The 15,252-nt window shown below is 38.3% G+C and carries 12 protein-coding genes and 2 pseudogenes; 10 read left to right on the top strand and 4 right to left on the bottom strand.

Features of this window, described 5'->3' with window-relative positions:
- Positions 1-132 precede the first annotated feature (132 nt).
- The 5 genes from EJF25_RS01220 to EJF25_RS01200 all read left to right on the top strand — a co-directional run bounded on the left by EJF25_RS01220 (position 133) and on the right by EJF25_RS01200 (position 5,672).
- Positions 133-1,248, top strand: a complete 1,116-nt coding sequence (locus EJF25_RS01220) for a hypothetical protein (protein WP_235016662.1) — start codon at positions 133-135, stop codon at positions 1,246-1,248.
- Between the two features lie 17 nt (positions 1,249-1,265).
- A complete protein-coding gene (locus EJF25_RS01215; RefSeq protein WP_125039644.1) occupies positions 1,266-2,522 on the top strand; it encodes a hypothetical protein in 1,257 nt (418 codons plus the stop codon).
- Positions 2,519-3,124: an RNA polymerase sigma factor gene (locus EJF25_RS01210; RefSeq protein ID WP_125039643.1), complete on the top strand. Its 606-nt coding sequence runs from the start codon at positions 2,519-2,521 to the stop codon at positions 3,122-3,124. The genes EJF25_RS01215 and EJF25_RS01210 overlap by 4 nt, the downstream gene beginning before the upstream one ends.
- Positions 3,114-3,683 carry a hypothetical protein gene (locus tag EJF25_RS01205; protein ID WP_125039642.1) on the top strand — a complete coding sequence of 190 codons (570 nt, stop codon included), beginning with the start codon at positions 3,114-3,116 and terminating at the stop codon, positions 3,681-3,683. The genes EJF25_RS01210 and EJF25_RS01205 overlap by 11 nt, the downstream gene beginning before the upstream one ends.
- Before the next feature lie 846 nt (positions 3,684-4,529).
- The gene (locus EJF25_RS01200) at positions 4,530-5,672 is read left to right on the top strand and encodes an ISAs1 family transposase (RefSeq protein ID WP_125039904.1); all 1,143 of its coding nucleotides are present in this window, start codon (positions 4,530-4,532) and stop codon (positions 5,670-5,672) included.
- Positions 5,673-5,960: 288 nt separating this feature from the next.
- Here the strand turns inward: EJF25_RS01200 and EJF25_RS01195 are convergent, their stop codons facing one another.
- The 3 genes from EJF25_RS01195 to EJF25_RS01185 form a co-directional block, all read right to left on the bottom strand.
- Entirely contained in the window at positions 5,961-6,185 is a 225-nt protein-coding gene (locus EJF25_RS01195; RefSeq protein ID WP_025076144.1) for a winged helix-turn-helix domain-containing protein, read from the bottom strand.
- 511 nt (positions 6,186-6,696) lie between these two features.
- Positions 6,697-8,037: a sigma-54-dependent transcriptional regulator gene (locus tag EJF25_RS01190; protein ID WP_125039690.1), complete on the bottom strand. Its 1,341-nt coding sequence runs from the start codon at positions 8,035-8,037 to the stop codon at positions 6,697-6,699.
- A gap of 82 nt (positions 8,038-8,119) precedes the next feature.
- The gene (locus EJF25_RS01185) at positions 8,120-9,331 is read right to left on the bottom strand and encodes a peroxiredoxin family protein (RefSeq protein ID WP_125039689.1); all 1,212 of its coding nucleotides are present in this window, start codon (positions 9,329-9,331) and stop codon (positions 8,120-8,122) included.
- 129 nt (positions 9,332-9,460) lie between these two features.
- Between EJF25_RS01185 and EJF25_RS01180 the strand changes: the two are divergent.
- From EJF25_RS01180 to EJF25_RS01175, 3 genes and pseudogenes are all read left to right on the top strand, one after another.
- Positions 9,461-11,110 (top strand): annotated as a pseudogene (locus EJF25_RS01180) (FAD-dependent oxidoreductase); the annotation flags it as partial.
- A gap of 51 nt (positions 11,111-11,161) precedes the next feature.
- A pseudogene (locus tag EJF25_RS26450) lies at positions 11,162-11,893 on the top strand (DsrE/DsrF/DrsH-like family protein); the annotation flags it as partial.
- Between the two features lie 37 nt (positions 11,894-11,930).
- Complete coding sequence (locus EJF25_RS01175) at positions 11,931-12,287, top strand: MarR family winged helix-turn-helix transcriptional regulator (RefSeq protein ID WP_125039687.1); 357 nt, start codon at positions 11,931-11,933, stop codon at positions 12,285-12,287.
- Between the two features lie 162 nt (positions 12,288-12,449).
- Here EJF25_RS01175 and EJF25_RS01170 read toward each other — a convergent pair whose 3' ends face one another.
- Positions 12,450-13,754 (bottom strand): S28 family serine protease, encoded by a 1,305-nt coding sequence (locus EJF25_RS01170; RefSeq protein ID WP_125039686.1) that lies wholly within the window; start codon positions 13,752-13,754, stop codon positions 12,450-12,452.
- Positions 13,755-13,886: 132 nt separating this feature from the next.
- Between EJF25_RS01170 and EJF25_RS01165 the strand changes: the two genes are divergently transcribed.
- Together EJF25_RS01165 and EJF25_RS01160 are read left to right on the top strand one after the other, a co-directional pair.
- Positions 13,887-14,519, top strand: coding sequence for a DUF4136 domain-containing protein (locus EJF25_RS01165; RefSeq protein WP_125039685.1), 633 nt, complete (start codon positions 13,887-13,889; stop codon positions 14,517-14,519).
- A 15-nt stretch (positions 14,520-14,534) separates the two neighbouring features.
- The gene (locus EJF25_RS01160) at positions 14,535-15,161 is read left to right on the top strand and encodes a porin family protein (RefSeq protein ID WP_125039684.1); all 627 of its coding nucleotides are present in this window, start codon (positions 14,535-14,537) and stop codon (positions 15,159-15,161) included.
- Positions 15,162-15,252 lie beyond the last annotated feature (91 nt).

Genomic DNA, 15,252 nt, shown 5'->3' with positions numbered 1-15,252 from the left:
ATGATGAAAACTATCAAATATCTGTTGTTTATCCTGTTTTGTTGTTACACTACACTATCTTATTCTCAAGTTGAGTCTGTCTTAAATGATAACATATTATCTCCGGATTCAATTGCAAAGGCTGTAAAAAGTATGTGCGATAAGCTGGAGCAAGCAAAACAAAAAGTAAAAGAAAATCCTAAAGACGAAAGAGCATGGCTAGAATATTCGGGAGTACTTCAAATACTTAAAGGAGCTTCATTAATGCAGTCAATGACACCATCGAAAAAGTATCCGACGCCGGACCCGAATATACAAAAGGAAATGGACGAAATGCTGGAAGGTATGAAACAAAATATACCTAATACTGCTACTTATGCTATTACAAGAAACTCGAATATCAAGCCGGGCGAAAAGAGAATGTCATTTGACGAGATCATAGAAAAATGGCCTGATGCTGTCTTACATTATCCTACTTATGTGGCCGTATCATTGAGAAATGAAAAACGGTTGAAAGATATCTGTAAACGTTGGTATGAATCCGGGGAGTTTCCTCCCCAGCAATTGAACTTTGCCTACAATGAGTTGGCCTCGGCAGAGAAAAATGCTATTATCTTCATGGGAGGTTGCTTTGATTTGTACGGTGTAAGGGTTCTTCAGAGTGTGAAAGACCAGTTTAATGATAAGAAGATTATTATGTATCCTTTCTTGACCGACTCTTTTTCTATAGACAAGGTAACCGAAGAGTTAGGAATACCTAAATATCGAAAGGCAAAGAATGATACGATCTCATATTCTTCGCCCGGTGACTTTATGAAAAGCTATTCCAGAGAACTCAAAGGAGTGATTGAACATTTTGCTAAGTATAGTAATCGGCCTATCTATTTTACGATAACAATGGATGAAATGGCTAAAAATGCTCTTAAAGATAACCTGCATTCCGAAGGTTTGTTGATGAGATATTCTTCCAAACCTTATGATAATCTGGCAGTCATGCGGCGGAACTTTGAGAATGTGTATTTAATGGATTATCTGCGTGAGTCTTTTTATCCTCAAACTCTTGCTGTGTCAGCTTTCGATCCTAAAGTAAATGAAGGACTTAATCTTTATTATGTCCCTGCCCTTAAAGCTCTGTTGCAATTCTACAAAGAGTCGGAAGATCATAATCATTATGATAAACTGTATTCAATTCTGCGGACTGTTATCGACGATGCGAAATCTTGTACCAAAGAAGTACGGGAGCAGTATTTGAAAAGTATTAATTCCTGAGCAAACCGATAAGAAATATGAGGCGATTTATCTACTTATTATTCTTTTTCATCATTTTAGGGCAGGTGACAACTGCCCGGAATACAGAGCGTCTGGAAATATCTTTGATGGGATATCCTATGCCTTTGGGGATATCCTGGTATCAGACGCAGAAGGAAGCCTGGCAAATGGAATTGAAGAAAGATAAAAGGAATGAAAAATCATGGGATAACTATGCGTACGCTTGTTTTGCGATGTGGCAAACGGAAGAGGATTCTTCAAAGAAACAGGAATTCCAAAAGGAACTGGATGCATGTATAAAGAGAATGAAGAAGTATATTCCGGATACTCGTACTTACTATCGTTATTTACTGGTACAGAACACTGATTCGCAGGAACAGGAACGCATTCATCAACAGATACTTTCTTTAAAACGGACTTGTGAACGGGATTATCTGAATGATATACGTTATTGTTATGATACGCATCAAATGGAAAAGGTGAAAGAGATAGCTCGTGAATGGTACAAAAGTGGTTTGTTTTCTTCCGATCTTCTCTCCTATTGTCACAATGAGTTAGCCGGTTTAGAGAAGAATGCGGTACTTGTCTCCGAACTGGCTCCGAGTTTGTTTTATCATTATTTGCTTCAATATGGTTTAGGACTGTTTGAGGATATTGAGATCATATCCTCTATCGATTTGATGAATCCCGAACAAGGCAAGTGGTTTTGGGAAAAGCAAGAGGTAGACCCGAAAATCTTCTCAGATAGTAAAAAGGTGGCGCCCGGAGCGGAATATTTTTTGGAAAAAGAGAAACGCCCTGTATATTTTAGCCAATTTGTGTTTGAGAAAGATCTGTTAGAAGCTTTGAAGAGTAAGTTATATCCCGAAGGATTAGTATTAAAGTATTCGTTGAAGCCGTATAATAATATGGCAGTTGCAAGAAGAAATTATGAGCAGGTTTATTTATTAGATTATTTACGCCGTCCCTGGTCCGACTATCATCCGGGGATTACGTACAATTTAACTGCCAATTGGAATTATATCATCTCCTTTGCTCCGCTACTGCAATTCTATCGTACGAGTGGGGATAAAAACCAATATACGAAGTTGAAGAATCTGTTGCAAGGTATTTTGAACCATTCTCGTTCTTTTAAAGCTACTACTGAAAATGAGAAAATGATAGAAGCAGTAATGGCCCGTCAATTGGAGATGAAAGAGAAAGGAGAAGCTGTTGATAAAATAGTAGATAGAAGGGACGAATTTCAGAAACTTATAGACGGAGTGGAACCATGAGGTTATTCAAAACTTTCAAACGCGACGAAACGGACGAGCAACTCATGGAACGATTTGCCACCAGGAGGAATGAAAAAGCCTTTGAAGAGCTTTATGGGCGATACGCTCCCCGGCTGAAGGGATTCTTCATGCGGATGTTTTCCGGAAATGCAGCCTTGGCAGATGACTTCCTTCAGGAATTGTTTCTTCGTATTTATGAAGCAAGAGATAGTTATCAACAAGGAAAATGTTTTTCTACATGGGTTTTCTCTATGGCGTATAATCTCTGTAAAAATGAATATCGACATCGTGAGATTGTAGAAGAATATATGTCTCAACAGTCCTATATGGAAGAAAAAGATTATTGTGTTTCTCCGGAATTTGAGACTGTTTATGATCGGCAAGTGTTTAATGAACAATTGAAAAAGGTCCTCACAAGCCTGACAGACGAGCAACGAGCGGCGTATACTCTTCGATATGAAGAGGAACTTTCGGTTCAGGAAATCGCACAAGTGCTCCATTGTCCTGAGGGAACTGTGAAATCCCGCTTATTTTATGCGCTAAAAATATTGCAGCATTCATTATCTAACTATAACCCCCAAACAAGTGATTATGAAAAATGATGATTTAGAAAGATTAGAAGAATCACAGGAAGTACAATGGTTGATTCGTTCTGCGAAGAAACAATATGAACAGGAAAAGGAGGAGCATTCTCCTGTCTCCTTTTCTTCTGTCATGCAGTCTATCAGGAAAAAGCAAAGTCAAAAGAAAAAGTTGCGAATTTCTCCTTGGTGGCTGACTGCTGCCTGTTTGTTAGGTTGGATAATCGGTTATGCTTTTTCGGGTGGACAAGAATCACAGCCGGATAATCGGTTAACTATTACGGATACGGTAATCGTCGTACACGAAAAGATAGATACTATATATCAAAAAGTAGAAACGCAGCCAATGAAGACATTAATCGCTACTCACAACGTAGAAAAACCTGTGTCTTCAAAAAAAGCCGCTACTCAAAATGAAAAAACAACCAAACAGGTAGCACCGGTTCTGGTATCTCCTGAGTTTTTGCAGTCACAAATGAGTATGCCGGATCCGGAAAGTGATTGTTATGCAGCAAATGGCATGACTGTTGCCGAAGATAACTATCCGATTCATTTGCTAATGACTGCACAATTTAAATAGAGATAGTAAGTAAATGTTTCTAACTGATAAGATCTAAAAAGCTAAGTATAAAATATGGCAGAGATATAGTCAAATCATCGGTTTCATGCGGTGAAACTAATAGTTTCAACCGTATGGAACTAAAGGTTTCAAAGTTTGAAACTTTTTGTTTCTCGGTGTGAAACCATTAGTTTCAGTTATTGAAACCTTTAGTTTCGAATATATGAAACTCGTATTTTAATAAGTGCTTTTGACTGTACTGGTAATTGTTTTAATTATATCTGGGTTTACTCTATTCACTATTTGGCTTTTTTCCTTTTTTAGTATACATTCCCTTTGGAATATTACTGATTCCTTTTGTATTCTGCTGAGACTCTCCTTGATTAATTTGCATAGACTTATTTCTGTTATTCAACTGCCATGAAGTGTTATAAGTATTTTTTGCCGTATATATGATTTGTACTGGTGATATCGATCCTCAAATATAGGCTATTAATAGTTGAGATACAGACTATTAATCCCCATCAACTGGCTTAATGATACTTTTCGGACCTTAAAAACTCAATTGTAAAAGATAGGTGGTATCACAAATTTACGGGTGATAGGTGATAGATCCGGTGATAGGTTCAGGAATCAACCTATCACCACTTAAAGGTCGATGAATAAAGACTTTCAGAAGATTGGTGATAGGTTGATAGAGAAAATGAATAAATTTCTCTAGTAGAACGTTTTTGTATTTAATCTATATCAGGGCAGACGCTCAATAATTTATACATTTGTCATTCTTCTTCTATTAAATATTCAAAAGGCTTTCTTCTGTCAGTATCTCTTTCTATATTTGCTTTCAAATTTCTAACTTTATAAATGCTGAGTCTACTCGAGTTTTCTTCTTATGTTCCTGATATCCGTAATGAGAAAAACCTTCTTTACAGCGTTGATGAAATCGTTTTTATCTCTTTGGTCTCTGTTCTCTGTGGCGCAGAGACCTGGAGTGAGATTCATCTCTTCGGTACTAGTCATGAAGATTATTTCAAGAAACGTCTTCCGACTTTAATCGGTATTCCTTCCGATGATACTTTCAACCGTTTCTTTTCCTTATTGAATATAGATTGGTTCGAAGAAGCCTTTCGTCTCTGGATAAGCGATATTTGCCGTCGTGTTCCCGGCGTAGTGGCTATAGATGGCAAAGCTGTATGCCGTAATCCTGATTCCGCCGGACATGGAATGAAAGATCGTCTTTATATGGTCAGCGCCTGGGCGGTACGCAATGGCCTGTGTTTGGGACAACGCAAAGTGGATGGAAAGTCAAATGAGATAACAGCTATTCCTGAAATAATCAAAGCCCTTGACCTTGAGCAATGTATTGTAACGATTGATGCTGCCGGTTGTCAAAAAGCAATAGCAGAGACAATAATTAATGCTGGCGGGGATTATATATTATGCGTCAAGGACAATCAGAAAAAACTTAAAGGTAAGATTTTATCTTTACTTTCGGAAGAAGACCGGATTTATTTGCCATACAAACAAAGTTATTTTCAAGAAAATGAGGGGCATGGAAGAAAAGAATATAGGAAGTGTGTTTGTGATGCAGTATGCTATCCCGAACATTTTTATCCTGGCTGGAAAGGGATAAAGACTATTGCCAAAATAACATCTGTCAGGCAAGTTGGTAATGCAGAGCCTACTACAGAAACCAGATGCTATATATCCTCTTTACCGCAAGATCCAAAATTGTTACTCGAATCAATCAGATCGCATTGGCAGGTCGAAAATAAACTGCACTGGCAATTGGATGTTTCATTTAGGGAAGATTACACCAGAAAGACAGACAACGGGGCAGTGAACTTTTCACTCATGTGTAAAATGGCGCTAACACTTTTGAAGCAGAGTAAAAAGAAAGTGGGAATAGCAGCCAAGAGAAAACTGTGCGGATGGAATGAGCAATACAGGGATGAAGTACTAGAAATTATAAGAATACCACTGGCAGAAGAGAAAACAATAGGAGGTTAAAATTATTGAGCGGCTGCCCTGATAGAATCTACTCTTTAACTAAAAAGCGGTAAACGCCTTGCCCAACCTTTACTTTACAATAATTATGTTCAAGACCTAACATCACATTATAGATGAAAAAAAGAAATAATAGTCTCTAAAGCATAATTTAAGTAATTAACACCCCGATTAAGCATTTCAAAAAACAAAGAACAACCTAAAAAGATTGTTCTTTGCAAAACCACTTCTTTCAATTTAAGAATTGGTATACTATTAGTTATGAATTAAAAAATGCTTAGAATAAAGGATTCATCCAAAGGAAAAAGCGAAATGATTCTCATCGTACACCTCAATCAGACCATTTTTACGTCCCACACATATCTTATTCTCACGAGCTAGCCAGCCAACAGCCAGCGCAGTACTTTCCACACTCAGATTGAGTTTTCGGGCAAGTTCCGGAATAGATATTTCATCAATTTCTTTAAGAGCATACCATACTTTTCCAGCATTAGCACCTACAATTTTCTTATCCATAGTAAGATCAAAATTAAAAATTAATAATAAAAAAGAGACACAAGCAGTTTGGAAGTATTCAATCACTAAGAGTTCTATAAATAAAAATCTCTGTTCCATCCAAGATAAACGGTAGCTCTATTCTTTCGTTATAGTATAAAACACAAGCCTTTTATCTTCAAAGATAGCAAAATTAACTACCCTTCTATACAACACAAAAATGAAGAACGCCCACGCATATTTCTACCATCAACGCAGGTGCTCTGCCATTTTCACATATCGTAATTTATACCCTAAGGTAAAAGAAATCGGTAATTTCATTACTATGTAAAAAAGCGGAACGCTTTTCTATATTTTATCTCAATGAACGCAATCCTTTAACGGCTATTGTCAATACAACAAATAAAAGAAATAAAAGATTATACCATATCTTCTTTTTTCACTGTATTTCTCTCAAATATCACATTTTTTAGCATTACAGCTCCAAATTAGAATAAAACAGTTCAATTTTATACGAAACAAAAATTTCAACTTATATCTTATACTCTTCTATTTTCCGGTAAAGTGTAGTAAGTCCGATTTTCAATAAGCGGGCAGCTTCTGTCTTATTTCCTTTAGTATATTCAAGTACACGAGCAATATGTCTCCGTTCCATGGCAGAGAGTTCGAAACTTCCAATATTATCATCCGAACTTTCATAATGATTGTTTTGAATTTCCAAAGGAAGATCACAAACATCCAGATGCCCATTATCACAGACTATCAAACTACGTTCAATCACATTCCTTAGTTCCCGGATATTTCCTTTCCACGGTTGCTGTTCCAGCGCTTGCAAGAAAGCCGGAGTCATTTCTGTAATAACATAAGAGAGTTTTTCGGAAAATTTCTTTGCAAAAGCAGTAGCGAGAATCTTTATGTCGCCTGTACGTTCGCGAAGTGGCGGAAGATGTACCTGAAATACGGAAAGACGATAGAATAAGTCTTCACGAAAGCGCCCTTCTTTAATTTCCTCTGTCAGATGACGATTTGTGGCAGCTATGATACGCACATTCACACGTGTAGGTTTCGTATCACCTATCTTTATATATTCACCCGTTTCCAGGATACGCAGTAATTTAGCTTGTAGTTCGAAGGCCATTTCACCAATCTCATCCAGAAAGATCGTACCATTATTGGCTTCTTCAAAAAGCCCCTTCTTATCCTTCAATGCTCCAGTGAATGAACCTGCTTTATAACCAAACATCTCACTTTCCAGAAGTTCTTTACTGAAAGATGAACAATTGACTGCTACAAAATTCTGTTTGCTCCGCTTACTATTATAGTGAATTGCTTGTGCAAAAACTTCCTTCCCGGTTCCGGTTTCTCCGGTCAGCAGAACAGGGACATCGGTAGTCGAAACTTTTTTCGCCAATGAAACGGCCTCTTTCAACACTTTCGATTCACCTGAGATGGAATCGAACGAATACATTTGTCCTACTTTCTTTTCAAGTTTCTCCAATCGGACATTCATATTCGCTTTATCGACTGCACGACTAATCAAAGGAATAATTTTATTATTATCGTCCCCTTTCGTAATATAATCGAACGCACCATTTTTGATTGCCTGCACACCATCGGGGATATTTCCATGAGCTGTGAGTAGAATCACTTCAATATTGGGATTCACCTTTTTAATATTCAGCACCAAGTCTACCCCATTCCCATCGGGAAGAAAAACATCGCACAAAGCTACATCGGGCAATTGAATCTCCAACTGCTTCATAGCAGCTTTGCAATCACCTGCCTGACATACTTCATACCCTTCTAATTCCAACATACGAGCCAAGAGGCTACGAATCTGAATCTCATCGTCAATAATAAGGATTTTACTCATAGTTAATCTTTTAAAAAGAGGAATGACAAAACAGGGTGCACAAATATAAGTCTTTTTTATGAATCCAAAAACAAGTAAATTATCATTCTGAAGAAAGGCTCAGTAAATTTATAGCATTCAATATCTCTTTGTCAGTAACCTTTTCACCATACCCATCAAAAACATTTCTGACAATCCGGTTTTCATCCAACAGGAAGAAAACCGGAACCGATCCACCGGTCTGATATTCTTTGCTTATTTCATCCGTCCCACCCAAAAGCATATATTTTATGCCATAGCGATTAATATAATTTTGAAGCGCATGTCCCTCTCGCTTCCATGTTTCGATAGCGACAAGCCCCAAATCATCTATACTAAATTCCGTCCTTAGTTTATTTAAGAAAGGAATCGAAGCACGACAAGGGCCACAGCCTATTCCTGTAAGCTGTATCAATAGAGCTTTACTCTTTATATCAGAAAGAGACACCGACTTTCCAGCAGCATCTTTTAAAGTCCAGTCCGGAGCATTCTTAGAAAGCAGTTTCGAAGCATGCTGCACATTTTTTCTCTCACCGTACTTCGCTATTTTATAATCCTTCGGGAAAAACGATAAAAGATCAAACTTCTCTTTCGAAGCACTATTCAATTGTGCATCCAGACATTCTTTCATCGAAATGTTAGTCGACATCTCCCTTCGCACTTTATAAGGCAGATCATTTGCCTTACTCACCCATAACTCATATATAGAAGTAGGATCCCAACAATATGGATTGGCAGGCAGATAGCAGGCCTTTCCAAAAAATTCGACTTGTTCATTCTCATTGATAACGATTCTGATATGCCAGTCGACAACATCATCCTCCACTTCCACTGTTATGTTATCTGGAGTTTCAAGTGCATACTTAATTATATTTCTGGTATAATTAAAGAAAGGGGAAGATAAGGGTCTAAAAGGTAAAGGCTTTGTGGTGAAATCATCTATCTCTAACTTTTTAATATCATGATAAGCAATGGCATGAATAGTTCCATCATAACCAAACACAGCCTTCGTAGTATCAATTCCATCAAAATTGACAAATCTCGCTCCTATAGTAGTATCACCGGGATGATCGTACTCGATACAAAAAGTTCTTCTATTCACTAATGCGGTCGTATCACCTGGCTCCCAAGTCTGCTCGATTACAAAATAAGTAGCTGATTCTATTTTCTCAAGATTACCTAATACCTTTCTCAAATAATCCTCCTGACCATTCTGGGCACTTACTATCATTACTGATAACAGAAAGCAAAAAATAAATATCAGTCGTGTTTTCATTATGTGTGTTTTTATTAATAATCAGAGATAATGGAACAATACGCAAATATAAGTTTTTTCCATGAATCTAAGAACAATTTAGTATGTCTTTTTGTTATTTCCATAGGAAACTATTTACATAATTAAAATATGAAAATAATAATTATAGGAGGAGTTGCAGGAGGTGCCACCACAGCCGCACGTATCAGACGAACTGATGAAAAAGCAGAAATCATTCTGTTGGAGAAAGGTAAATACATATCTTATGCAAATTGCGGATTACCGTATTACATAGGAGGAGTCATCAAAGAACGGGAAAAATTATTCGTTCAGACTCCCGAAGCATTTTCCACACGCTTTCGCGTCGATGTACGGACAGAAAATGAAGTAATCTTTATCGACCGAAAAAGAAAAACGGTAACCGTACGCCAAAGTAGCGAAGACACCTATGAAGAAAGTTATGACAAGTTATTAATATCAACGGGCGCTTCCCCCGTTCGTCCTCCCCTACCGGGAATCGATCTGAACGGAATTTTCACTTTAAGAAATGTATCGGACACAGACCGAATCAAAGAATATATCAATCAGCACGCTCCCCGTAAGGCAGTTGTTATCGGTGCTGGATTTATTGGACTAGAAATGGCAGAGAACCTGCACTCACAAGGAGCGGAAGTATCTATTGTGGAAATGGGAAACCAAGTAATGGCTCCCATTGATTTCTCAATGGCTTCGCTGGTCCACCAGCACTTGATGGATAAAGGGGTAAATCTTTTCTTGGGACAAGCGGTAGCTTCTTTTGAAAGAGAGGGTAAAGGATTGAAAGTTTTCTTTAAGGATGGTCATTCTATTTCGGCAGATATTGTTATTTTGTCCATTGGGGTACGCCCAGAAACAAACCTGGCACGTGCCGCAGAATTAACAATCGGAGAAGCGGGTGGTATTGCAGTTAATGATTACTTGCAAACTTCGGATGAATCGATTTATGCCATTGGTGACGCTATCGAATTCCGTCATCCGATTACCGGCATACCTTGGCTCAACTATCTGGCCGGACCTGCCAATCGCCAGGGACGTATCGTAGCAGACAATATTTTGGGAGCCAAGATCCCTTATGAAGGTGCGATCGGTACTTCAATCGCGAAAGTATTCGATTTAACAGTTGCTGCTACCGGATTACCCGGAAAAAAACTTCGACAGGCAGGAATCAACTATTTATCAAGTACGATTCATCCTTCCTCGCATGCCGGCTATTATCCGGATGCAATGCCAATGAGTATCAAAATTACTTTCGACAAAGAGACAGGCAAGTTATATGGTGGACAGATTGTGGGGTATGATGGAGTAGATAAACGTATTGATGAAATAGCTCTTGTTATTAAACACGAAGGTACGATTTACGATCTGATGAAAGTGGAACAGGCTTATGCCCCTCCATACTCTTCTGCAAAAGATCCGGTAGCTGTTGCAGGTTATGTAGCAGAAAATATAATTACCGATAAAGTGAAACCCGTCTATTGGAGGGAACTAAGAGATATCGAGATGGAGAATAATTTGTTGCTCGATGTTCGTACTCCTGATGAATTTGCATTAGGAACTCTACCAGATGCGGTGAATATTCCTTTGGATGAGTTGCGTGACCGATTGGCTGAACTTCCCAAAGATAAGATGATATATACTTTCTGTGCCGTTGGATTGAGAGGTTATCTCGCCTATCGAATTCTGATACAACACGGATTTGAAAACGTACGCAATCTTTCCGGGGGACTAAAAACTTACCGTGCTGCTACAGCCCCTATCATACTTAATAATGCATCCGTACAACAAGACAAAATGACTACTCCTACTGTTGAAGTAGCCAAAACGATTCAAGTAGATGCCTGCGGGTTACAATGCCCAGGACCTATCTTAAAAATGAAAAAAACAATGGATACGCTCTCTTCAGGAGAACGGGTAGAAATCACAGCCACTGATCCCGGATTCCCCCGCGATGCCGCCGCATGGTGTAACTCAACAGGGAATCAACTGATTAAGAAAGAGTCTGTAGGAGGAAAATCAATAGTTATTATTGAAAAAGGAGAACCAAAATCGTGCAATATTGTTACTTCTTGTGACAGTAAAGGGAAAACTTTTATTATGTTTAGCGATGATCTGGACAAAGCTTTAGCTACTTTTGTACTAGCTAACGGTGCAGCAGCAACGGGACAGAAAGTTACTATCTTCTTCACATTTTGGGGATTGAACGTTATCAAAAAGCTGAATAAGCCAAATGTCGAGAAAGATATTTTCGGAAAAATGTTTAGCATGATGTTACCCTCAAGCTCTAAAAAGCTGAAACTCTCTAAAATGAGCATGGGAGGTATAGGAGGGAAGATGATGCGGTATATCATGAACCGAAAAGGTATTGACTCATTGGAATCTCTGCGCCAGCAAGCTTTAGAGAACGGTGTAGAATTTATCGCTTGCCAGATGTCTATGGACGTGATGGGGATAAAACAGGAAGAGCTTCTTGATAAAGTAACTATTGGCGGAGTGGCAACTTACATGGAACGTGCTGATAATGCTAATATCAACCTGTTCATATAAAAAGAGTAATTTAAAATGAACAAATATTTAGCTATATATGAAAACAATATGTGCAATGCGTGAAGTATTCAGAGCAATGTCCAACTTTGAGATTGCTTTTGAAAAGACTTATAAAATATCTTTGAATGAGGCTATTATATTATGTGCCCTACAGGACTCGCCTCAAAAGATGACAGCCACTAATCTCTCTAAACAAACGGAGCTTAGTCCTTCTCATACATCGAAAATGCTTCGGATTTTAGAAGAAAAGTCTTTAATTATCAGAACTCTTGGAAATCAAGATAGAAGACAAATGTATTTTCATCTTAGCCCAACCGGAAAGCAAAGGATGAATGAACTGAAATTGGATAAAGTAGAGATTCCGAATTTACTGAAACCATTATTTGAGGATTAGTAATGTTTGACTAAAAACAAAAGAACTAAGAATATCTAAACGAATCAGGTTTTCATCCTATTCGCCCAGATATTCTTTGTTTTTATTGTGAAGTTCATCACTATTTCTTATATAATTCAATACGTACCCATACGAAATTCATCACCTACCAATCGGGAATCATTATTCGCTCAGCCATTCTTTCATAATAGAAATAATTTTCTGTTTTTCAGGTTCAGGCATGGTACTTATCCGCGCCAGATGGCTACCACCTGGTTCTAAAAAGACATGAATATTCTTCTTATTTTTAAGCCAAGTGACTCCGGCCGCTGTCCAAGGATCATTTTCACCATAAATAAAAATCATTTCCGGATCGTCTTTTTTCAAAAATCTCACAATTTTCTTACTCAGTTTCTTATCAAACTTTATATTCTTTAATTCTTCGGGTAACATTAAGTGCCTTAGATAATCTTTGCTTGTTTTAATGGAGAGATAAGATTTGAAGGGTGTAATATCATAACCGTAATATCCCAATTCACGAGCTGCTTGTACAAAAAAAGAAAGATTGGAGCTTTCGGCCGAAAAATAAGAAGGATCGCTGATGTCCAATAAATGCCTAAAGATAATTTCGTCAGAGGCAGAAGATTCCGGTATTTGACTGACAGGAGTTCCCCATTGCCAAAAAGCAAAAGAATATTCCAGTACACAGTAATCATAGATTTCTTCCAGAGGAATACGGAATGTATGCTTTCTTTCAGTACATAGTTTCTCGAAACGAGGTAACAAACTTGCCTTTCGTTTCAAAGCTTCCAACTGAAAATCTTCTACTTTTTTCCTGTCTTCTTTCGTAGATACACTATGAAGAAAAGGTTCATGCCGTCCATCCTCAAGATCATAGCAAAGAGGAGCTACATAGGGAACCGAGATATCAACGTCATCAGGAAAAAATGCACGATACAGAAGAGACGTTTGTCCACCTTTACTGATACCTGTACTAATCCACTTCCCAGAGTAAAGAGTTTTGAAAGCAGTAGTCACAGAATGCAGGTCTTCTGCCGAATTTTCGGCTGTCAGAAATTGCCAATCACATGGTTCGGGAGTGGATTCAAGGAAATAACGATGCTCAACAAAGATCATATTTGCATCGAATAATTCGGAGATTTCTTCTCTGTATTGTGATCTCAGCGCATACCCTGCGCCATATCCTTCAGTTACAATTACTGTAGGACGGTCGAAACCGACATGACCTACAATTACACGTTGGCGGAAAGTTCCTTTTTCGGGATGACGATGATCCAACGGTTGTGTCAAAAACATCACATATTTCTCAGAAAACCGATTCGTTTCGAGTGGCTTTATTCCGGTAATAGAAGTGTTTTTTTCAATCTTTTGAAGAAAACTTTCCTGTGCCAACAAAGATGATGGCATAATCGCCGTCAGCAACAGGATAGAAAGCCATCCGACGAAATTTATTTGAATGCGTTTCATATGGTTAAAATGTTAATTATCTGGCAAAGATAATCATTTGAGCGAACCTTTTTACACTTTCCTTGTTGTTTGTAACAAAAGCCCCGAGGTACCAGGGCGCGATTTTTATATAACCTAAACATTATAAATGATATGAAGAAATTAATTCCTATTTTATTGGCGGTCTTCGCACTCGCTTCTTGCGAAAAAGACCCGGACATGGGTAAGCTGGATGACAATTATCTGGTATACACTAACTACGACAAGCAAGCCAACTTTAAAGACTTTAGTACATTCTATCTGGCAGATAAGATACTGATCATATCCGATAGCAAGGAACCAGAATATCTGGAAGGAGAAGGTGCTGAACAGATATTGGCTGCTTATGCGGAGAATATGGAAGCAAGAGGTTACCAACCGGCTCCTGATCAGGAAAGTGCAGATCTTGGTATTCAAGTGAGCTATATTGCTAGTACTTATTATTTCACCAGTTATTCACAACCCGAATGGTGGTGGGGATATCCAGGTTACTGGGGACCTTCTTACTGGGGAAATTGGGGTGGATGGTATTATCCATATGCTGTGACTTACAGCTATAGCACTAATTCATTCCTGACCGAAATAGTAAATCTTGAAGCAGAACAAGGTACAAACAAAAAACTTCCTATTTTATGGAATAGCTATCTGACTGGATTTGAAACTGGTTCTAAATTGATAAACCGTGCACTCGCTGTACAAGCAGTCAACCAATCTTTCGCCCAGTCCCCTTATCTTACTAATAAATAAACAACTACAACTGTTATGAAAACAAGAAAAAATATATATTTCAAGGTGATGGCCCTGGCAGTCATTGCCATTGCCTTCGCTATGCCGGCTAAGGCACAGTTATCTGACAACGGATATGCTAATATAGACTGGCAATTCAACGTTCCGTTGAGTAATAATTTTGCCGACAAAGCCAGCGGTTGGGGTATGAACTTTGAGGGTGGTTACTTCGTAACTCCGAACTTAGGTTTAGGACTCTTCTTAAATTATCACAGCAACCATGAGTATTTTCCTCGCGAAACATTCAAATTGGGTGCAGGTGATGTAACTACTGACCAACAGCATACAATGTTCCAGTTACCTTTCGGTGCCGCCGCACGTTATCAGTGGAATCGCGGTGGAATGGTACAACCGTATGTTAGTGCTAAATTAGGTGCTGAATATGCTAAAATCCGTTCTAACTTCAATATGCTGGAAGCCAGAGAAAATTGCTGGGGTTTTTATGCTTCTCCTGAAGTCGGTATCAACGTATTCCCTTGGGCTTACGGACCGGGTCTGCACTTCGCATTGTACTACAGCTATGGTACCAATAAAGCTGATGTACTGCACTATAGTGTAGATGGATTGAATAACTTCGGTTTCCGCGTTGGTTTGTCATTCTAAAGGATAAATAATTTAACTAGACTATATTAATAGTAGTGCCCCTTTGCAATGAAAAGCAAAGGGGCACTTTTTATTTCTAATAAAAAGATTA

This window comes from Bacteroides faecalis (assembly GCF_003865075.1).
In the GTDB taxonomy this organism is placed as follows: Bacteria; Bacteroidota; Bacteroidia; order Bacteroidales; family Bacteroidaceae; genus Bacteroides; species Bacteroides faecalis.
The sequence above is the reverse complement of the archived record's forward strand: the minus strand, read 5'-3'. Positions and strand labels throughout refer to the sequence as shown.

Bases quoted from the DNA above. Each gene is read 5' to 3' on its own strand.
- EJF25_RS01220 (WP_235016662.1), top strand. From the start codon at position 133: ATGTGCGATAAGCTGGAGCAAGCAAAACAAAAAGTAAAAGAAAATCCT.
- EJF25_RS01215 (WP_125039644.1), top strand. From the start codon at position 1,266: ATGAGGCGATTTATCTACTTATTATTCTTTTTCATCATTTTAGGGCAG.
- EJF25_RS01210 (WP_125039643.1), top strand. From the start codon at position 2,519: ATGAGGTTATTCAAAACTTTCAAACGCGACGAAACGGACGAGCAACTC.
- EJF25_RS01205 (WP_125039642.1), top strand. From the start codon at position 3,114: ATGAAAAATGATGATTTAGAAAGATTAGAAGAATCACAGGAAGTACAA.
- EJF25_RS01195 (WP_025076144.1), bottom strand. From the start codon at position 6,185: ATGGATAAGAAAATTGTAGGTGCTAATGCTGGAAAAGTATGGTATGCT.
- EJF25_RS01190 (WP_125039690.1), bottom strand. From the start codon at position 8,037: ATGAGTAAAATCCTTATTATTGACGATGAGATTCAGATTCGTAGCCTC.
- EJF25_RS01185 (WP_125039689.1), bottom strand. From the start codon at position 9,331: ATGAAAACACGACTGATATTTATTTTTTGCTTTCTGTTATCAGTAATG.
- EJF25_RS01175 (WP_125039687.1), top strand. From the start codon at position 11,931: ATGAAAACAATATGTGCAATGCGTGAAGTATTCAGAGCAATGTCCAAC.
- EJF25_RS01170 (WP_125039686.1), bottom strand. From the start codon at position 13,754: ATGAAACGCATTCAAATAAATTTCGTCGGATGGCTTTCTATCCTGTTG.
- EJF25_RS01165 (WP_125039685.1), top strand. From the start codon at position 13,887: ATGAAGAAATTAATTCCTATTTTATTGGCGGTCTTCGCACTCGCTTCT.
- EJF25_RS01160 (WP_125039684.1), top strand. From the start codon at position 14,535: ATGAAAACAAGAAAAAATATATATTTCAAGGTGATGGCCCTGGCAGTC.